General features: G+C 59.9%; 14 protein-coding genes and 1 pseudogene. 10 read left to right on the forward strand and 5 right to left on the reverse strand.

All coding sequences use genetic code 11. The features are described from left to right. The first annotated feature begins 182 nt into the window (after positions 1–182). The 5 genes and pseudogenes from EJA70_RS16890 to gcvP all read left to right on the forward strand — a co-directional run bounded on the left by EJA70_RS16890 (position 183) and on the right by gcvP (position 7,754). Complete coding sequence (locus tag EJA70_RS16890) at positions 183–1,187, forward strand: extracellular solute-binding protein (protein ID WP_158832160.1); 1,005 nt, start codon at positions 183–185, stop codon at positions 1,185–1,187. Positions 1,188–1,387: 200 nt separating this feature from the next. Further along, positions 1,388–3,004 carry an iron ABC transporter permease gene (locus EJA70_RS16895; protein WP_158832162.1) on the forward strand — a complete coding sequence of 539 codons (1,617 nt, stop codon included), beginning with the start codon at positions 1,388–1,390 and terminating at the stop codon, positions 3,002–3,004. Positions 3,005–3,160: 156 nt separating this feature from the next. After that, on the forward strand, positions 3,161–4,243 hold the full coding sequence (gcvT, locus tag EJA70_RS16900) for a glycine cleavage system aminomethyltransferase GcvT (RefSeq protein WP_008081457.1): 1,083 nt from the start codon (positions 3,161–3,163) through the stop codon (positions 4,241–4,243). 48 nt (positions 4,244–4,291) lie between these two features. Further along, complete coding sequence (gcvH, locus tag EJA70_RS16905) at positions 4,292–4,675, forward strand: glycine cleavage system protein GcvH (RefSeq protein WP_008081459.1); 384 nt, start codon at positions 4,292–4,294, stop codon at positions 4,673–4,675. Positions 4,676–4,880: 205 nt separating this feature from the next. Further along, a pseudogene (gene gcvP / locus EJA70_RS16910) lies at positions 4,881–7,754 on the forward strand (aminomethyl-transferring glycine dehydrogenase). 90 nt (positions 7,755–7,844) lie between these two features. On the opposite strand, the gene EJA70_RS16915 reads toward gcvP, so the two are convergent. The 3 genes from EJA70_RS16915 to EJA70_RS16925 form a co-directional block, all read right to left on the reverse strand. Then, on the reverse strand, positions 7,845–8,165 hold the full coding sequence (locus EJA70_RS16915; RefSeq protein ID WP_171057234.1) for a DUF2388 domain-containing protein: 321 nt from the start codon (positions 8,163–8,165) through the stop codon (positions 7,845–7,847). 66 nt (positions 8,166–8,231) lie between these two features. Next, positions 8,232–10,016, reverse strand: coding sequence for a GspE/PulE family protein (locus tag EJA70_RS16920; protein ID WP_158832164.1), 1,785 nt, complete (start codon positions 10,014–10,016; stop codon positions 8,232–8,234). A gap of 92 nt (positions 10,017–10,108) precedes the next feature. Beyond that, a complete protein-coding gene (locus EJA70_RS16925) occupies positions 10,109–10,447 on the reverse strand; it encodes a hypothetical protein (protein WP_158832166.1) in 339 nt (112 codons plus the stop codon). A gap of 126 nt (positions 10,448–10,573) precedes the next feature. Between EJA70_RS16925 and EJA70_RS16930 the strand changes: the two genes are divergently transcribed. Further along, positions 10,574–11,038 carry an Lrp/AsnC family transcriptional regulator gene (locus EJA70_RS16930; protein WP_158832168.1) on the forward strand — a complete coding sequence of 155 codons (465 nt, stop codon included), beginning with the start codon at positions 10,574–10,576 and terminating at the stop codon, positions 11,036–11,038. A gap of 139 nt (positions 11,039–11,177) precedes the next feature. On the opposite strand, the gene EJA70_RS16935 is transcribed toward EJA70_RS16930, so the two are convergent. Beyond that, on the reverse strand, positions 11,178–12,548 hold the full coding sequence (locus EJA70_RS16935) for an inorganic triphosphatase (RefSeq protein WP_158832170.1): 1,371 nt from the start codon (positions 12,546–12,548) through the stop codon (positions 11,178–11,180). Between the two features lie 155 nt (positions 12,549–12,703). Between EJA70_RS16935 and argE the strand changes: the two genes are divergently transcribed. Next, positions 12,704–13,849: an acetylornithine deacetylase gene (gene argE / locus EJA70_RS16940; RefSeq protein WP_158832172.1), complete on the forward strand. Its 1,146-nt coding sequence runs from the start codon at positions 12,704–12,706 to the stop codon at positions 13,847–13,849. A 260-nt stretch (positions 13,850–14,109) separates the two neighbouring features. Further along, positions 14,110–15,411 carry an amino-acid N-acetyltransferase gene (argA, locus tag EJA70_RS16945; protein WP_008085349.1) on the forward strand — a complete coding sequence of 434 codons (1,302 nt, stop codon included), beginning with the start codon at positions 14,110–14,112 and terminating at the stop codon, positions 15,409–15,411. A 130-nt stretch (positions 15,412–15,541) separates the two neighbouring features. On the opposite strand, the gene tauA is transcribed toward argA, so the two are convergent. Further along, a complete protein-coding gene (tauA, locus tag EJA70_RS16955) occupies positions 15,542–16,531 on the reverse strand; it encodes a taurine ABC transporter substrate-binding protein (protein WP_158832174.1) in 990 nt (329 codons plus the stop codon). 363 nt (positions 16,532–16,894) lie between these two features. On the opposite strand from tauA, the gene EJA70_RS16960 reads away from it, so the two are divergent. After that, positions 16,895–18,250 (forward strand): OprD family porin, encoded by a 1,356-nt coding sequence (locus EJA70_RS16960; protein WP_158832176.1) that lies wholly within the window; start codon positions 16,895–16,897, stop codon positions 18,248–18,250. Positions 18,251–18,544: 294 nt separating this feature from the next. Next, the gene (locus tag EJA70_RS16965; protein ID WP_008085342.1) at positions 18,545–19,183 is read left to right on the forward strand and encodes a peroxiredoxin; all 639 of its coding nucleotides are present in this window, start codon (positions 18,545–18,547) and stop codon (positions 19,181–19,183) included. Positions 19,184–19,226: the final 43 nt, after the last annotated feature.

Here is a 19,226-nt window from a genome sequence, read left to right on the forward strand (position 1 = left end):
CATCAATGTTGGACACACCGAAAACCTTGTGGGAGCTGGCTTGCGAGCGACGGCGTCGGCAAACCCAACACAAAAATAACGCTGTGCAACATCTGGTAACTCCTTCAAAAAGAGTTCGATTGAGGTGGTAAATGTGAGTCCTTATCATTTGGCCCACATTTCCCGACCGAGAGACCACTCCCATGTTGGCACCCAAGCGTCTTCTGACCGCACTGGCCCTGACCCTGATCGGTAGCACCACGGCCCAGGCCGCTGATGAGGTGGTGGTTTATTCGTCGCGCATCGATGAGCTGATCAAACCGGTATTCGATGCCTACACCGCCAAGACCGGGGTGAAGATCAAGTTCATCACCGACAAGGAAGCGCCGCTGATGCAGCGCATCAAGGCCGAAGGTGAAAACGCCACCGCCGACCTGCTGCTCACCGTTGATGCCGGTAACCTCTGGCAGGCCGAGCAGATGGGCATCCTCCAGCCGTTCACCTCGAAAACCATCGACGCCAACATTCCCCTGCAATATCGCTCGTCCACTCACGCCTGGACGGGCCTGAGCCTGCGCGCACGCACCATCGCTTACTCCACCGAACGGGTGAAGCCGGGCGAACTGACGACTTATGAAGCACTGGCCGACAAGAACTGGGAAGGGCGTCTGTGCCTGCGCACGGCGAAGAAGGTCTACAACCAGTCGCTGACCGCGACCATGATCGAAGTTCACGGCGCGGCGAAGACTGAGGAAATCCTCAAGGGCTGGGTGAATAACCTGTCCACCGACGTGTTCTCCGATGACGTTGCAGTGCTGGAGGCAATCAATGCCGGCCAGTGTGACGTCGGCATCGTCAACACTTACTACTACGGTCGCCTGCACAAGCAGAAGCCGGAGCTGCCGGTGAAACTGTTCTGGCCTAATCAGGCGGATCGCGGCGTGCATGTGAACCTGTCGGGCATCGGCCTGACCAAACATGCGCCGCACCCGGAAGCGGCCAAGGCTTTGGTTGAGTGGATGACCACGCCGGAAGCGCAGAAGATCTTTGCCGACGTGAACCAAGAGTTCCCGGCCAACCCGGCGGTCGCGCCTTCGGAAGAAGTGGCGGCGTGGGGCAAGTTTGTTGCTGATACGTTGCCGGTGGAAGTGGCGGGCAAGCGTCAGGCTGAGGCGATCCGGATGATGGATCGGGCGGGCTGGAACTAACGCCTGGGTTATATTCTGTGGCGAGGGGATTTATCCCCGATGGGGTGCGAAGCACCCCCAATGCCCTTGATGAAGGCTTTCTGATTCACCGCGTGCGTAGCTTTTACGGATGCTGCGCATCCGATCGGGGATAAATCCCCTCGCCACAATATGGGGCCGGCATTACTCTTGCGTCGCCCCACGATTTATTAGAGAACCTCTTGGCCCACCCCGCCCAACGCCGCTGGTACCCCATCGTCTTCACCATCGCCGCGCTGGTGCTGCTGCCCCTGAGTGTTCTGCTGCTGTCCTGGCAGACCATCGACCAACAAATCTGGTCGCACCTGTGGCAAACCCAGATGCCACGCCTGCTCGGCAACACCCTGACGCTGGTACTCGGCGTCGGTGTCGGCGTGACCCTGCTCGGCGTCAGCCTGGCGTGGCTCACCAGCCTCTGCGAATTCCCCGGGCGGCGCTGGCTCGACTGGGCGCTGATGTTGCCCTTCGCCATTCCCGCGTACGTGCTGGCCTTCGTCTTCGTCGGCCTGCTCGACTTCGCCGGCCCCGTGCAAACCCTGCTGCGCGAATGCTTCGGCACAGGCCTGCGCCTGCCGCGAGTGCGCTCCACCGGCGGGGTGATTATCGTACTGGTGCTGGTGTTCTATCCCTACGTCTACTTGCTGGCGCGCACCGCTTTTCTTGCGCAGGGCAAAGGCCTGATGGAAGCCGCGCGGGTGCTCGGTCAATCGCCGTGGCAAGCCTTCTGGCGCGTAGCGTTGCCGATGGCGCGCCCGGCGATCGGTGCCGGCGTGGCGCTGGCGCTGATGGAAACCCTCGCCGATTTCGGCGCCGTGTCGGTGTTCAACTTCGACACCTTCACCACGGCGATCTACAAAACCTGGTACGGCTTCTTCAGCCTGCCGAGCGCAGCGCAACTGGCGAGTCTGTTGCTGCTGGTGGTGATGCTGGTGCTGTACGGCGAGCGTCGTGCGCGTGGCGCCAACCGCGCGAGCAACGAGCGGCCTCGGGTGAAAGCGCTGTATCACTTGCGCGGATTCAAGGCGCTTGCGGCGATGAGCTGGTGTGGTCTGGTCTTCGCGTGCGCCTTCGTGATTCCAATGCTGCAACTGATCGTCTGGTTCTGGCAGCGCGGGCGTTTCGATCTGGATGAGCGCTACGCCGGGCTGATCCTGCACACCCTCTATCTAGGTGGCATGGCCGCGTTGATCACCGTCAGCGTTGCGTTGCTGCTGGCCTTCGCCCGGCGATTGGCGCCGACGCCGGCGATCAACTCCGGCGTTGGTCTGGCCAATCTCGGTTACGCCCTGCCGGGTTCGGTGCTGGCGGTGTCGATCATGCTGGCCTTCAGTTACCTGGATCGCGAGCTGGTGATTCCGCTTTCCGGCTGGCTCGGTGGCGCCGGTAAACCGTTGCTGCTTGGCAGTCTGGCAGCATTGTTGATGGCGTATCTGGTGCGCTTTATCGCAGTCGCTTACGGCCCGCTGGAAAACAGTCTGGCGCGTATACGGCCGTCTTTGCCCGAAGCGGCACGTAGCCTCGGTGTCAGTGGGCCGCGACTGTTTTTCAAAGTGTATCTGCCACTTTTGTTGCCCGGCACATTGAGTGCGGCGTTGCTGGTGTTCGTCGATGTGCTCAAGGAAATGCCCGCGACCCTGCTGATGCGCCCGTTTGGCTGGGACACGCTGGCGGTGCGGATCTTTGAAATGACCAGCGAAGGCGAATGGGCGCGGGCGTCGTTGCCGGCGCTGACCCTGGTTCTGGTCGGACTGTTGCCGGTCATTGGTCTGATCCGCCGCTCGGCGCACCGAAACACTTAGTCGTCAGTCCTCAATCATGCGGCTACAATGCGCGGCATTCGGTGCGGTTCGTCTGACAGACCCGTTCGCTGGAATCGGCTGAGAGCCTTATATTTCAAGGCTTTCACCCCATACAGCGGCGGTCCGCACCTTCGCCACGCCCGGAAGGAGAAACCCATGGGACAGCGTACGCCTCTGTATGACCTGCATCTCGCCCTCGGCGCGAAGATGGTCGATTTTGGCGGTTGGGACATGCCACTGCATTACGGCTCGCAGGTCGAGGAACACCACGAGGTGCGCCGCGATTGCGGGGTGTTCGATGTATCCCACATGACCGTGATCGATGTCACCGGCCCCCAGGCCAAGGCCTGGCTGCAGCATTTGCTGGCCAATGACGTCGAGCGCCTGCACCGCCCCGGCCGTGCGTTGTACAGCACCATGCTCAACGAGCGCGGCGGCATCGTCGACGACATGATCGTCTACCGCCTCGACGATGCGTATCGTCTGGTGTTCAACGCCTCCACCCGCGATCAGGATCTGGCCTGGATGAACGCGCAGCTCGGCGATTACGACGTGCAACTGCACGAGCGCTCCGAGCTGGCGATGCTCGCTATTCAGGGCCCGCAGGCCCGGCAGAAGATTGCCGAACTGGTGACCCAGTCACGCGCCACGCTGATCCAGCACCTGAAACCCTTTGAAGGCTACACCGACGGCGACTGGTTCATCGCCCGCACCGGTTACACCGGTGAAGATGGCCTGGAAATCTGCCTGCCAGCCAATCAGGCGCCGGGTTTCTTCAACGACCTGGTCGGTGCCGGCATTTCCCCGATCGGCCTCGGTGCCCGCGACACCCTGCGGGTTGAAGCCGGGATGAACCTCTACGGTCAGGACATTCATCAGGACGTATCCCCGCTGGCCTCGAACATGGCCTGGAGCATTGCCTGGGAGCCGGCCTCGCGCCAGTTCATCGGCCGCGCCGCGCTGGAGGCGGAAAAAACCGCCGGAGTTGCGCATAAACTGGTCGGCCTGGTGCTGGAAGAACGCGGTGTTTTGCGTGCTCATCAAGTGGTTCGTATCGCCGATGTTGGCGAAGGAGAGATCACCAGTGGTAGTTTCTCCCCTACGCTAAGCAAATCGATTGCCCTGGCGCGTGTTCCGATGGCCACTGCCGACCGCGCCGAAGTGGAAATCCGTGGCAAGTGGTACCCGGTACGGGTGGTCAAACCGACCTTCGTACGCCATGGCAAAACTTTGATCTAACCTTTTTTGGCGGGCATGACCGCTGACCCAATTCCGAGGACACCGAAGATGAGCAATATCCCCGCTGAACTGCGTTTTGCCGAAAGTCATGAATGGGCACGTCTGGAAGCTGACGGCACCGTCACCGTGGGCATCAGCGATCACGCGCAGGAAGCGCTGGGCGATGTGGTGTTCGTCGAGCTGACCGAAGTGGGCAAAGTCTTCGCCGCTGAAGATCAGGCTGGCGTCGTCGAATCGGTGAAAGCCGCCTCCGACATCTATTCGCCGATCAGCGGTGAAGTCATCGCGATCAACGAAGAGCTGAGCGGCTCCCCGGAACTGCTGAACTCCGACCCGTACGGTGCCTGGATCTTCAAGCTCAAGCCAAGCGACAAGGCCGAGCTGGACAAGCTGCTGGATGCTGCTGCTTACAAGGCTGCCATCGGCGAGTAAGTTGCCTGCAACACCCCAAAGCCCCGACTTGTCGGGGCTTTTTTTTCAGGATCAAAAGATCGCAGCCTGCGGCAGCTCCTACAGGGAGATGCGTTTCCAATGTAGGAGCTGCCGCAGGCTGCGATCTTTTGATCTTCAAGGGCACTGCTATGCTGGTTTGACCGTGTTGCATTGACGCCGAGCGCCAGCCAAGAGAGAGCCCGTCATGTCCCAGTTGCCGTCCCTGAGCCAGTTACGCGATCCCGATGCCTTCCTGCGCCGCCACCTCGGCCCCGATGCCGCCGAGCAACAAGCGATGCTCGACAGCCTCGGCCTCGGCAGTCGCGCCGAACTGATCGAACAGACCGTGCCGCCGGGCATTCGCTTCAATCGCGCACTCGATCTGCCTCCGGCGCTGGATGAACAAGCGGCGCTGGCCAGACTGCGCAGTTATGCCGAGCAGAACCAGGTCTGGACCAGCCTGATCGGCATGGGCTACCACGGCACCCTGACGCCGACGGTTATCCTGCGCAATGTGCTGGAAAATCCCGGTTGGTACACCGCCTACACGCCGTATCAACCGGAGATCGCCCAGGGCCGGCTCGAAGCACTGCTGAATTTCCAGCAACTGACCATCGACCTCACCGGGCTCGAACTGGCCAACGCCTCGCTCCTCGATGAAGCTACGGCAGCGGCGGAAGCCATGGCCTTGGCCAAGCGTGTGGCGAAGTCGAAGAGCAATCTGTTTTTCGTCGATGAGAACTGTCACCCGCAAACCATTTCCGTGGTGCAGACCCGCGCCGAAGGGTTTGGCTTCGAGGTGATCGTCGACGCTGTGGATAACTTGAAGCAGCACCAGGTGTTCGGCGCGCTGCTGCAGTATCCCGACACCCATGGCGAGATTCGCGATCTGCGGCCATTGATCGATCATCTGCATGCGCAACAGGCGCTGGCCTGCGTCGCGACGGATTTGTTGAGCCTGTTGTTGCTGACGCCACCGGGCGAACTGGGCGCTGATGTGGTGTTCGGCTCGTCTCAGCGTTTTGGTGTGCCGATGGGTTATGGCGGCCCGCATGCAGCATTTTTTGCCAGTCGCGAGGAATACAAACGGGCGATTCCCGGGCGGATCATCGGTGTGTCGAAGGACGCTCGCGGCAACGTGGCGCTGCGCATGGCGTTGCAAACCCGCGAGCAACATATTCGCCGCGAGAAGGCCAATTCGAACATCTGCACCGCGCAGGTATTGTTGGCCAATATCGCCAGTTTCTATGCGGTCTATCACGGCCCGGAAGGCTTGAAGCGCATCGCTTAGCGCACGCATCGGTTGACCTGCATTCTGGCGGCGGGGCTTGAGCGGCATGGGCTGAAACGCCTCAACGCGCAATTTTTCGACACGTTGACGCTGGACGTCGGCGGCGCACAAACCGCGATCATCGAGAGTGCCCAGGCTGTGCAGATCAACCTGAGGATTCTCGGCCGTGGGCGTGTCGGCCTGAGTCTCGACGAGACCTGCGATGAAAATACCGTCGCCAAACTGTTCGATGTATTGCTCGGAGCTGATCACGGGTTGATCGTCGACGATCTTGACGCCGAGGCACTGACCTCAGGCATCCCCGACAACCTTCAGCGCCAGACACCATATCTGTGTCATCCGGTGTTCAACGCGCATCACAGCGAAACCGAGATGCTGCGCTACCTCAAGCAACTGGAGAACAAGGATCTGGCGCTCAATCAGTCGATGATCCCGCTGGGCTCCTGCACCATGAAACTCAATGCCACCAGCGAGATGATCCCGATTACCTGGCCGCAGTTCGCCAACCTGCATCCGTTCGTGCCGCGCGAGCAAGCCGTCGGTTACACGCTGATGATCGAGGAGCTGGAGCGCTGGCTCTGCGCGATTACCGGTTTCGATGCGATCTGCATGCAGCCCAATTCCGGTGCGCAGGGTGAATACGCGGGGTTGCTGGCGATTCGTAAATATCATGAGAGCCGGCAGCAGGGTGCGCGGGATATTTGCCTGATTCCATCCTCAGCTCACGGTACCAACCCGGCATCGGCGCAGATGGCCGGGATGCGTGTGGTCATCGTCGAATGCGACGAAGCGGGTAACGTTGATCTGGAGGATCTGAAGTCGAAAGCGGCGGAGGCTGGGGATAAGTTGTCCTGTCTGATGGCGACCTATCCGTCGACCCATGGCGTGTACGAGGAGGGCATCAGCGAGATCTGCGAAGTGATCCACCGGCACGGCGGTCAGGTGTACATGGACGGCGCCAACCTCAATGCGCAGGTCGGGCTGGCGCGGCCGGCGGACATTGGCGCCGACGTGTCGCACATGAATTTGCACAAAACCTTCTGCATTCCCCATGGCGGTGGCGGGCCGGGCATGGGGCCGATCGGCATTCGTGCGCATCTGGCGCCGTTCGTCGCCAATCACCCGGTGGTGCCGATCGACGGGCCGCTGGCGCAGAACGGCGCGGTCAGTGCGGCGCCGTGGGGCAGCGCGAGCATTCTGCCGATCAGTTGGATGTACATCGCCATGATGGGCCCGCAACTGGCGGACGCCAGTGAAGTGGCGATTCTTGCGGCAAATTATCTGGCACAGCATTTATCCGGCGCGTTTCCCGTGCTGTACACCGGGCGCAACGGGCGGGTGGCGCATGAATGCATTCTTGATTTACGGCCGCTGAAGGCGCAGACCGGGATCAGCGAAGAGGACGTTGCCAAACGTCTGATGGATTACGGTTTCCATGCGCCGACCATGTCATTCCCGGTGCCGGGGACCTTGATGGTCGAGCCGACCGAGAGCGAGTCGAAGGCTGAGCTGGATCGGTTTATCGGCGCAATGTTGAGCATTCGTGCGGAAATCACCGAGGTGCAGAAGGGCAATTGGCCGGCCGAGGACAACCCCCTGAATCGGGCGCCGCATACCTTGGCTGATGTCACCGGCGTGTGGGAACGGCCATACAGTATCGAACAAGGCATCACCCCGGATGCACACACCAAGGCGCATAAATATTGGCCGGCGGTGAATCGGGTCGATAACGTTTACGGTGACCGCAACCTGTTTTGCGCCTGCGTCCCGGTGGACGATTACCGCTGAAGATCAAAAGATCGCAGCCTGCGGCAGCTCCTACATGGGAACGCATTCACATGTAGGAGCTGCCGTAGGCTGCGATCTTTTGCTTTTGAGTTACTCGGAAGCCACGGCGTTCTTCGCCAGAATCGCATTCGCCAATTCCATATCAGTCGCCTGCAGGCCCGGATTGTCGGCGCGGACTTTCTGCATGGCCGCTTCCAGATACGGCCCGCGAATCCCGCCGTCACTGGCAACGAAGCTGCCGGCATCGTCCTGCGCGGCGATGATCAGCTTGTGATCCTTGAAGGTCAGGTAGGTCGAACCAGTGGTCGCACCGGACGAAATGACGTTACGCCAAAAGCTGTCCGCCATGGCCGAACCAACGGGAAGGGACAGCAAGGCCAGTGTGGCGACAGCAAGTTTGAGACGCATGATGAGGTGACTCCTGGGGGTTAACTAGGGCGTTGGATTGCCAATCCCCTGATCCAGTTCCGTGAAGGGCTATTTCAGCTCACTCTGCGGCGTCACCCGCAGCACCTCTTCAACCGTGGTCAGCCCTGCCGCAACCTTCTGCGCACCGGACAGGCGCAAGCTGCGCATGCCTTCTTTGAACGCCTGGCGGCGGATCGCCGCCAGATCGGTGTCCCGGGTGATGAACGCCTTGAGGCTGTCGCTCAGTTGCATGATTTCGTAAACCCCGGCGCGGCCGTGATAACCGGTGTCGCGACATTCGACGCAGCCGATCGCGCGCTGCGCATTGCCCGGCAGCGGCGCTTGCCACGGGCGGGTCAGGGTTTGCCAGTCTTCTTCTTCCAGCGTCAGCGGCGCTTTGCAGTGCGGGCACAAGGTGCGCACCAGACGCTGGGCCATGACCCCGAGCACGGTGGCTTTGATCAAGTAATGCGGCACGCCGAGTTCGAGCAGACGGCTGACCGCGCTAGGCGCGTCGTTGGTGTGCAGAGTCGACAGCACCAAGTGCCCGGTCAGCGCCGCTTGAATGGCCATTTCGGCGGTTTCCAGATCGCGGATCTCGCCGATCATGATGATGTCCGGGTCTTGCCGCATCAGCGCACGCACCCCGGCGGCGAAGCTCAGGTCGATGTTGTGTTGCACCTGCATCTGGTTGAACGCCGGCTCGACCATTTCGATCGGGTCTTCGATGGTGCAGAGGTTCACTTCCGGCGTCGCCAGTTTTTTCAGCGTGGTGTACAGCGTGGTGGTCTTGCCGGAGCCGGTTGGCCCGGTGACCAGAATGATGCCGTTGGGCTGGCGCGTCATGTCTTGCCAGCGCCGCAGGTCGTCGGCGCTGAAGCCCAGTTGATCGAAATCCTTGAGTAACACTTCCGGATCAAAAATCCGCATGACCATTTTTTCGCCGAACGCGGTGGGCAGCGTCGACAGGCGCAACTCGACTTCGCCGCCCTCCGGGGTCTTGGTCTTGACCCGGCCGTCCTGCGGTTTGCGCTTTTCGGCGACGTTCATCCGCCCCAGGCTTTTCAGGCGACTGACGATCGCCATGGTCACCTGCGGCGGGAATTGATAGACGTTGTGCAGCACGCCGTCGATGCGAAAACGCACCGTGCCTTGCTCGCGACGCGGTTCGATGTGGATATCGCTGGCGCGCTGCTGGAAGGCGTACTGGAACAGCCAGTCGACGATGTTGACGATGTGCGCGTCGTTGGCGTCCGGCTCTTGATCGCTGGCACCGAGATTGAGCAGTTGTTCGAAATTGCCGAGGTTGCCGCCCTGGGCGTCAGCATTGCTGGCGCCGCTGACCGATTTGGCCAGTCGAAAGAACTCGACGCTGAAGCGCTGGATGTCCGCCGGGTTGGCCATTACCCGTTTGATCGGCAACTTCAGCACGTGAGTCAGGTCAGCCTCCCAACCGGTGACGTAAGGCTGAGCGCTGGCCACGGTTACCGCATCACGGTCGACGGCCACAGCGAGAATTTTGTGCCGTTGCGCAAAAGCGTAAGACATTAGCGGCGTGATCGCGGCGACGTTGATCTTCAACGGGTCGATGCGCAAATACGGCTGGCCGGCCTGTTGCGCCAGCCACAGGGTCAGGCTTTCCAGGTCGAGGTGTTTGCCCGGGCGACTGAGGTCGTCGAGTTGCTGGCTGGCGATGAATTCCAGCGGATGCATCTGGCCATTCGCAGCATGGCGACGGCGCGCATTCAGCGCCTGCTCCGCCGCGTCCTGGCCGATAAAGCCTTGGGCGACCAGTTCACGCAATACATCATTGAGCTCCAGCCAGCGGTCCTGAGTGGCGAGTTGAACGGACATGCGGGCTTCCTTTTAAGCGACAGTGCGCAAAAGGATAGTCGCGGCCCGGCAGACTGTTGGGCCACTACCCGACGAAGCCGTTGCCGGATTTGTCAGCCGGCCGCTTGCGCAGGTGCATCCCAAGCGCTGTCGGCGTTTTGCAGATCCACCGAGCAGACGCTGATCAGGTTACGAAGTTTTTCCGCGATCACTTGCGCGCGATGCCAGCTGAGGCCGCCCATGACCAGTTCGATCGACAGCAGATCGTCCATGCGCTGCACGTTGACTTGCTCAGGCGTGAGAAATTGCAGGGCGAACAAATTCAGCACCCGCACCAGCAAATCCGGCTCGGCCTCGGCGAGGATTTGATATTGCGCCAGGCAATGGGCGTTGCTGACGTTCCAGACGTCGGCGCGGGTCGGTGTGGTGGTGACGGCTTCGAGGTGCGGCATGACGATTCTCCAAAATCTCTGGAGGAATTTTTACATTCGTCGTGGGGTATTTCTTGGCTATGATCGGCGTTATTGGCGAATGATCGAAAGGATCAATTCGTGGAAGACTCAATTAGAGGTTTATCTATGCACAGTGAGCTGGACAGCTACGACCGCAAGATTCTCGCCCTGCTGCAAGAGGACGCTTCACTGTCTAGCGCGCAGATCGCCGAGCAGGTCGGCCTGTCGCAATCGCCGTGCTGGCGGCGGATTCAGCGGATGAAGGAGGAGGGGATCATTCGTGGGCAAGTGACCTTGCTTGATCGCAAGAAGATTGGCCTCAACACGCAAATCTTTGCCGAGATCAAACTCAACGCGCACGGGCGTTCGAACTTCACTGAATTCACCGAGGCGATTCGGGAGTTTCCTGAGGTGCTGGAGTGCTATGTGCTGATGGGCGCGGTGGATTTTCTGTTGCGCATTGTCGCGGCGGACATTGAGGCGTATGAGCGGTTTTTCTTCGAGAAGTTGTCGCTGGTGCCGGGGATACAGGAAGTGAATTCGATTGTGGCGCTGTCGGAGATCAAATCTACCACCAGCCTCCCGGTTTAGTGCGGCTGGCCTTTGTGGCGAGGGGATTTACTGTGGCGAGGGGATTTATCCCCGATGGGTCGCGAAGCGGCCCCGCTCTTAAAAAAAGCGGGGACTGCTACGCACTCCATCGGGGATAAATCCCCTCACCACAAAGTAATCACATGCGCAGCAGCATTTTCCACGCACGATTCTGGTAAACCGCGATCGCCTGCTGCTTGCGTGCATCGAGCAGTTCGTCAGTGATCGTCGGTTCGTTGGCCAGTTGCGCCAATTTGTTCAACTCGCCGTAGAGGCGATCCATTTCCGCGATGTCCAGCACGTTGCGGGCGTGGTGCAGCCAGACCTGAATGCGTTCGATGCGCGGCAGTTGCTCAGCCAGATCTTCCGGCTGCTGCTGATAACGCTGCAATTGCAGAGCCGTCGCTTCTTCGCCCAAGGTGCGCGGCAACCAGCTGTGCAACTGCGCGCCGCCCTGACGATTGCCACGCACGTTGCGCTCGGCGGTCCAGGTGCGGGCCAGCAACCAGCGCGAAGTGTTCAGCGAGAACAGGCCCCAGCGTGGGTCATCGAGTTCTTCGAGGAACTGCTCCGGTGCGGCTTTGCGCACGTCTTCGTCTTCGATACCGGCTTGCACCAGCGGACGCCAGTCTTCCAGCAACGCATCCAGGGCAACGCGCAAATCGTGGGTCGACTGACGCGGTGCGGCCTGGCCGAGGCTGCTGAGCAGGGCGCGCATTTCGGCGAGGTTCTCGACCCAGTCGAGCAGCAGGCGCCAGTGGCCGTTGAAACGGTACTGTTCCGCCAGACGCTGGCTGCTGCCGAGCAAGTGCCAGCTCAGTGCGGCAAACGCGTCGTCGAGTTGGGTTTCCGGGGTCAGCTCCGGCGCCGGCAGGCTCAGCGAGTAGCTGTTGGCGTCGTACAGACGATAGCCGCGCTCAGCCTTGCTGATGTCGCACGGCATCAGTGCGAGGGTTTCGGCCAGTTCGGCAGCCAGTTCCAGCAGCGCGGCAGGCTCGCCTTCGCGCAGTTCCAGTTCCAGCTCGCAGATTTCTTCTTTCTGCTTGCCGACCACTACGTGACCGAGATCCAGCGCAGCTTCGATAACCACTTTGGTCTTGCCACGGCCCCAGGCGATTTCGGCGCGCTCGCGGACGAAATCGGTGGTGAAGATCGGCTTGAGGGTTTTCTTGTCCAGCTCGGCCAGCGACTCGGGCCAGCATTCGCCGTCGAGTTTCTTCACGTCGAGCTTGGCTTTCGGCAACTTCCAGTCGTATTCGTTACGCTCGGACAGACCGGCGACGCTCTGGCCACGGGTCTTGAGGGTCTGAATCACTTCGTCACCGTCCTTGCGCAGGCGCAGGGCGACTTTGGCCTGAGCCAGATCGCGCTCGGGGGTGTCGAAGTACTGGTTCATCAACTCACGGCGTTCCCAGCCACTTTTGTTGCGTTTTTTCAGTAACGGGTGCTCACGCAGGGCAGCGAGGGTTTCGCGGCTGACGCGGAGTTTGATTTCGGTTTCTTTCTGCATGGCCGGAAAATCCAGGATCGGGAGCGCAGCCGGGGAATATGTGGCTGCCAAGGCCGTGCAGTGTACAGGACTCAAACTTCCTACGCCCTGCGACGGTTTATTCCGAGCGCCGGATGGTTCTATGATGGACCTCAATTCGGGAGTTGGAGTCAGCGATGCCTTTGCCATCCATGCAAGACCTGTTCGCGGCGCTGATCGCCGCGCCATCGGTCAGCTGTACCCAACCGAACCTCGATCAATCCAACCGGGCGGTGATCGATTTGCTCGCCGGCTGGCTGGGCGATCTGGGTTTCAGCTGCGACATCCAGCAGGTCAGTCCCGGCAAGTTCAACCTGCTCGCCAGTTTCGGCAGCGGCCCCGGCGGGCTGGTGCTGGCCGGGCACAGCGACACCGTGCCGTACGACGATGCGTTGTGGCAGACCGATCCGCTGAAGCTCACCGAAGTCGATGGCCGCTGGATCGGCCTCGGCAGTTGCGACATGAAGGGCTTTTTCGCGTTGATCATCGAAGCGGTGCAGCCGCTGCTTGATCAGCCGTTCAAACAGCCGTTGCTGATCCTCGCCACCTGCGATGAAGAAAGCTCGATGTCCGGCGCCCGCGCACTGGCTGAGGCCGGGCGTCCATTGGGCCGCGCAGCGGTGATTGGCGAGCCGACCGGGCTCAAGCCGATCCGCATGCACAAAGGCATCATGATGGAGCGCATCGACATTCTCGGGCAGAGCGGCCATTCGTCGGATCCGCGCCTGGGCCACAGCGCCCTTGAGGCGATGCACGATGCGATCGGCGAACTGCGCGGCCTGCGCCTGTTGTGGCAGCGTGAATTCAACAATCCGCAGTTCAGCGTGCCGCAACCGACGATGAACTTCGGTTGCATCCATGGCGGCGATAATCCCAACCGTATCTGCGGCCAGTGCTCGCTGGAGTTCGACCTGCGGCCGTTGCCGGGCATGGACCCGAAAGTCCTGCGCGCGGAGATTCTGCGCAAGCTCAACCCGGTGGCCGAGCGGCATCAGGTGAAGATTGATTACAAACCACTGTTCCCGGAAGTGCCGTCGTTCGAGCAGGCTGAAGACGCCGAACTGGTGCGCATCGCCGAAAAGCTTACCGGCCACCGCGCCGAAGCAGTGGCGTTCGGCACCGAAGCGCCTTATCTTCAGCGCCTCGGTTGCGAAACCATCGTCCTCGGCCCTGGCGACATTGCCTGTGCGCATCAGCCCGGCGAGTACCTTGAAATGTCACGTTTGCAGCCTACCGTGCATCTATTACGGCAACTGATTGAACATTACTGCCTGAACAATTGAACGCCTGCCTTGTAGGAGCTGCCGAAGGCTCGGGCCGCGATCGGACGATCTTTTGATCTTGTCTTTTAAAAACAAAGTCAAAAGATCGCAGCCTGCGGCAGCTCCTACAGGGGGTAGTCGTTAAATTAGTGGGAATCCAACCCGTATTCATGAGGAGAGCGCGCGTGTCGCCAAGCCTGTTCCGACGATAACCATCAGCCCGCTGTGCGTTTTTCGTTTCGCCCCTTTTTTCGGCTGCTATTTATTACAGGCCCAGGTTCATGCCCGAATACGTTAACTGGCTTCGTCACGCGTCCCCCTATATCAATGCCCATCGCGATTGCACCTTCGTCGTCATGCTGCCCGGCGACGGCGTCGAGCATCCGAATTTCGGCAACATCGTCCACGACCTTGTCTTGTTACACAGCCTTGGCGTGCGCCTGGTGCTGGTACACGGTTCGCGCCCGCAAATTGAAACCCGCCTCGCCGCTCGCGGCCTGACTCCGCATTACCACCACGGCATGCGCATCACTGATGCTGCAACGCTGGAATGTGTAATCGACGCGGTCGGCCAGTTGCGCATCGCGATTGAAGCGCGGCTGTCGATGGACATGGCGTCCTCGCCGATGCAGGGCTCGCGTCTGCGCGTGGCCAGCGGCAATCTGGTGACTGCACGGCCGATCGGCGTGCTCGAAGGTGTCGATTATCACCACACCGGCGAAGTGCGCCGGGTTGACCGCAAGGGCATCAATCGTCTGCTCGATGAGCGTTCGATCGTGCTGCTGTCGCCGCTGGGCTACTCGCCGACCGGTGAAATCTTCAACCTCGCCTGCGAAGACGTCGCTACCCGCGCTGCCATCGACCTGGGCGCGGACAAGTTGCTGCTGTTCGGTGCCGACCTCGGTCTGATCGACGAAAACGGCAAACTGGTGCGTGAACTGCGTCCACAGCAAGTGCCGGCGCATTTGCAGCGTCTGGGCAGCAGCAACTATCAAGCAGAACTGCTCGATGCCGCCGCCGAAGCCTGCCGTGGCGGCGTGGCGCGCAGCCATATCGTCAGTTACGCCGAGGATGGCGCGCTGCTGACCGAGCTGTTCACCCGTGACGGTGGCGGTACGCTGGTTGCGCAAGAGCAATTCGAACTGGTGCGCGAGGCGGCGATTGAAGACGTCGGCGGCTTGCTCGACTTGATCAGCCCGCTGGAAGAGCAGGGGATTCTGGTGCGGCGTTCGCGCGAAGTGCTGGAGCGCGAGATTGAGCAGTTCAGCGTGGTTGAGCGCGAAGGCATGATCATCGCCTGTGCGGCGCTGTATCAGATTGCCGATTCGGATGCCGGTGAACTGGCGTGCCTGGCAGTGAACCCGGAGTATCGCCATGGCGGTCGTGGGGATGAATTGCTGGAACGCATTGAAACCCGAGCACGGGCGCAGGGTTTGAAGACCTTGTTCGTCCTCACTACGCGGACTGCGCACTGGTTCCGCGAACGTGGCTTCGAGCCAAGCAGCGTCGAGCGCATGCCTGCGGCGCGGGCGTCGTTGTACAACTATCAGCGCAACTCGAAGATCTTCGAAAAAACCCTCTGACCCGGTTCATCTGGATTCGATCGTTCCCACGCTCTGCGTGGGAATGCCTCAACGGACGCTCCGCGTTCGCTTTCGATGGGACGCGGAGCGTCCCGAGATGCATTCCCACGCGGAGCGTGGGAACGATCAATTACTCGGTGATGAACTTGGCGCTCACGTACGGTGAGTAGTCCGGCAGCACCGTTTCAACCTTGCCCTGTTCCTTCAAAAACTTCGCCGTCTCGCCAATCGCCTTCGCCGTGCCGCCGTCCAGCAGCGCCGTGGTTTGCTGTGCCTTGGCATCCGGGAATGTGGAGCCTGCGAGTAATTCCGGCACGTCGGCGGCGTTGGCACCGGTCAGTTTGGCGATTTTCTGCACTGGCACCGAGTCAGCCGTCCAGCTGTCTTTATGCGCGGCGTAATCGGCGAACGAGTCGAGCGTGACCTTGGCGAACTTCGCGACAACCTCAGGGTGCTTCTCGGCAAAGTCCTTGCGCGCTACCCACACTTCGAACGTCGGCGCGCCCCACTGGCCGACTTGTGCAGCGTCGGTCAACGTCTTGCCGGTCTTGCGGATTTCGCCCAGCGCCGGCGACCAGACAAACGCGCCATCAATATCGCCACGCTTCCACGCCGCCGCAATTTCAGCGGGTTGCAGGTTCACCACTTTGACTTTCGAGGCATCCAGGCCCCAGTGCTTCAGGGCACCGAGCAGGCTGTAGTGCGAGGTGGATACGAACGGTGTGGCGATGGTCTTGCCGACCAGATCCTGCGGGCTATTGATACCGCTGCCATTGCGCACCACCAGTGCTTCGGCGGCATTGATCTGCGCTGAAACGATGAACGCGACGATCGGCAGATTGCGTGAAGCGGCTGCCGCCAGCGGGCTGGAGCCGAGGTTGCCGAGCTGTACGTCCCCGGAAGCAATGGCTGTCACAACTTCCGGGCCACTGTTGAAGCGGCGCCAGTCGATTTTTTCACCGATGGCTTTCTCGTAGACGCCGTCGGCTTGGGGAACTTTGCTTGGGTCGATACCGGTTTGATAGCCGACGGTGAGGTTGCCAGCGTGAGCGGAGAAAGAAATCAGCGCTGACACACAAACTGTAACAAATTGACTAGATAGTGCGCGTTTGGCCATCATGGCGTCGCCTTTTCGATAGGGTTTGACGATTCGGGGTTACGCCAAAGCTAATCGATATAAAAAAAGGCTAACAAATACCATTTAGGAATGAGCTTAGTCGCCGATACGCTGTATCCCGGCGAAGATGGCAAGATACTGGCCATATTCCGAAATGATATGAAAAAGAATGAATAAATTCTTTTTGGGTTTATCAGGAAATCTTTACTCTGCACGGACCAAATCACTGTGATTAGACCTTGGTCGTAGACACACAAGGTTACGATTGACTTGTCAGTCACGAACTGGTGCTAATCGCGCATCTCGGATCCAGGGCAACAGACCCAGGGCCAGAAACACAAAAATTAGAAACGAGAGGAGCTTTACATGAACAAGTCCACCTTGGCCCTGGCTGTGGCCGTAGGGGTTATGGCGCAGCAGGCAGGCGCCGCCGGTTTCATCGAAGACAGCAAGGCTACTTTGGGGTTGCGCAACTTCTACATCAACACCGATAACCGCAGCGGCACTGCCGAGCCGAGCCGCAACGAAGAGTGGGGCCAAGGCTTCGATCTGCGTTTCATCTCCGGCTACACCCAAGGCACCGTGGGCTTCGGTATTGACGCTATCGGCCTGTTGGGCGTGCGTCTGGATTCGGGCGGTGGCACCAACGGCAACGTTAACGGTAATGGCACCCCTGGTAGTGCCTACGGTGGCACTGTTTTTCCAAGCGAATCTAATGGCCAAGCGGTTGATAATTTCTCCAGCCTGGGTCTGACTGCCAAGGCCAAGGTCTCCCAGACTGAACTGAAACTGGGTACCCTGCAGCCAAAACTGCCGGTTATCGTGACCAACGACGGTCGTCTGCTGCCACAAACCTGGCAGGGTGGCCAGATCACTTCCGGCGAGATCAAGGACCTGACTCTGGTCGGTGGTCAAGTCGAGCACGTGAAAGGTCGTAACTCGAGCAACAACGAACAACTGTCCATCGGTGGTGCAAACGCGCGTACCGCTAACAGCAACAAGTTCATCTACGCCGGTGGTGACTACAAAATCACCAAAGACCTGACTGCCCAGTACTACTACGGCAACCTGGAAGACTTCTACAAGCAGCACTTCCTGGGTCTGGTTCACAACTGGGCAATCGGCCCGGGCGTGCTGAAGTCTGACTTCCGTTACTTCAACAGCTCCGACGATGGCGCCAACGGCAACACCTCTGCGTATTTCAGCAACGGTAACTACTCCGGTGTTGCCAGCGGTCGCGGTAAAGTCGACAACAACCTGTATAGCGGCCTGTTCCTGTACACCGTTGCAGGTCACACCTTCGGTGGTGGCTACCAGGTTTCCAACGGCAGCAGCGACTTCCCTTGGCTGAACCAGGGTGACGGCTCGTCGAACTACACCATCACCGACATGCAGATTCAGAAGTTCGGCCGTGCCGGCGAACGTACCTGGCAAGCTCGCTACTCGTATGACTTCGCCAAAGTCGGCGTACCAGGCCTGACCGCTGGTATGGTTTACCTGCGTGGCGACAACATCGACACCGTTACTTCCCGCGGTCTTGAAAACGGTAATGGCGACTCCGAGTGGGAACGTGACCTGACTGTCGGTTACGTCGTACCGGAAGGCCCGCTGAAAAACGTTGGCTTCATGTGGAAAAACGCTACCTGGCGTACCAACATCGCCGGTGTTCGCGACCAGGACGAAAACCGCCTGATCCTCAGCTACTCGATCCCGCTGCTGTAATAGCGCGCTCAAGTAACTGATAAAAAAAGCCCCGTCCGGCATCGCGCCGGACGGGGCTTTTGCGTTTTCGAGTCAGACTCACCCCCGTAAGCCCTCCCCGAAATTCCCCTCTTTACAGCAACTCAAGGCCTTCTCGAACCTTGCCGCCGATGTTCGTCTGGATGCCGTTGAGCGTCCAGTGAACAGATGTTTAATATTCACTTGTGATCTAAATATCTAGTTATTTATTCTTTTTCATGATGGCAAATCCCGAGCTACAGTTGAGGTCTCCAACAACTCATCAGGAGCAGCACCATGAGCATCAGACTCGGCGACATCGCCCCCGATTTCGAACAGGATTCCAGCGCCGGCAAGATTCGTTTTCACGAATGGCTGGGCGATAGCTGGGGCGTGCTGTTTTCTCACCCGGCGGACTTCACCCCGGTGTGCACCACTGAGCTGGGCTTCACCGCCAAGCTCAAGGATGAGTTCAGCAAGCGCGGCGTCAAAGCCATCGCACTGTCGGTCGATCCGGTGGATTCGCACCACAAGTGGATCGAAGACATCAACGAGACCCAGAACACGATCGTCAACTTCCCGATCCTGGCCGATGCCGATCGCAAGGTTTCCGATCTGTATGACCTGATCCACCCGAACGCCAATGACACGCTGACCGTGCGTTCGCTGTTCGTCATCGATCCGAACAAGAAGGTGCGCCTGACCATCACTTACCCGGCGAGCACCGGGCGCAACTTCCACGAGATTTTGCGGGTGATCGATTCGCTGCAGCTCACCGACAACTACAAAGTGGCCACGCCGGCCAACTGGCAGGACGGTGATGAAGTGGTGATCGTTCCGTCGCTCAAGGACGAGGAAGAGATCAAGCAGCGCTTTCCCAAGGGCTATCGCGCCGTGAAGCCTTACCTGCGTCTGACGCCGCAGCCGAATCGGTAAGATCAAAAGATCGCAGCCTGCGGCAGCTCTCTGTAGGAGCTGC

The organism is Pseudomonas sp. PB103, assembly GCF_009764635.1.
GTDB lineage: Bacteria > Pseudomonadota > Gammaproteobacteria > Pseudomonadales > Pseudomonadaceae > Aquipseudomonas.

Excerpts from the sequence above, each read along its gene's own strand:
- EJA70_RS16890 (WP_158832160.1), top strand. The coding sequence starts at position 183 with ATGTTGGCACCCAAGCGTCTTCTGACCGCACTGGCCCTGACCCTGATC.
- gcvT (WP_008081457.1), top strand. The coding sequence starts at position 3,161 with ATGGGACAGCGTACGCCTCTGTATGACCTGCATCTCGCCCTCGGCGCG.
- gcvH (WP_008081459.1), top strand. The coding sequence starts at position 4,292 with ATGAGCAATATCCCCGCTGAACTGCGTTTTGCCGAAAGTCATGAATGG.
- EJA70_RS16920 (WP_158832164.1), bottom strand. The coding sequence starts at position 10,016 with ATGTCCGTTCAACTCGCCACTCAGGACCGCTGGCTGGAGCTCAATGAT.
- EJA70_RS16925 (WP_158832166.1), bottom strand. The coding sequence starts at position 10,447 with ATGCCGCACCTCGAAGCCGTCACCACCACACCGACCCGCGCCGACGTC.
- EJA70_RS16930 (WP_158832168.1), top strand. The coding sequence starts at position 10,574 with ATGCACAGTGAGCTGGACAGCTACGACCGCAAGATTCTCGCCCTGCTG.
- EJA70_RS16935 (WP_158832170.1), bottom strand. The coding sequence starts at position 12,548 with ATGCAGAAAGAAACCGAAATCAAACTCCGCGTCAGCCGCGAAACCCTC.
- argE (WP_158832172.1), top strand. The coding sequence starts at position 12,704 with ATGCCTTTGCCATCCATGCAAGACCTGTTCGCGGCGCTGATCGCCGCG.
- argA (WP_008085349.1), top strand. The coding sequence starts at position 14,110 with ATGCCCGAATACGTTAACTGGCTTCGTCACGCGTCCCCCTATATCAAT.
- tauA (WP_158832174.1), bottom strand. The coding sequence starts at position 16,531 with ATGATGGCCAAACGCGCACTATCTAGTCAATTTGTTACAGTTTGTGTG.
- EJA70_RS16960 (WP_158832176.1), top strand. The coding sequence starts at position 16,895 with ATGAACAAGTCCACCTTGGCCCTGGCTGTGGCCGTAGGGGTTATGGCG.
- EJA70_RS16965 (WP_008085342.1), top strand. The coding sequence starts at position 18,545 with ATGAGCATCAGACTCGGCGACATCGCCCCCGATTTCGAACAGGATTCC.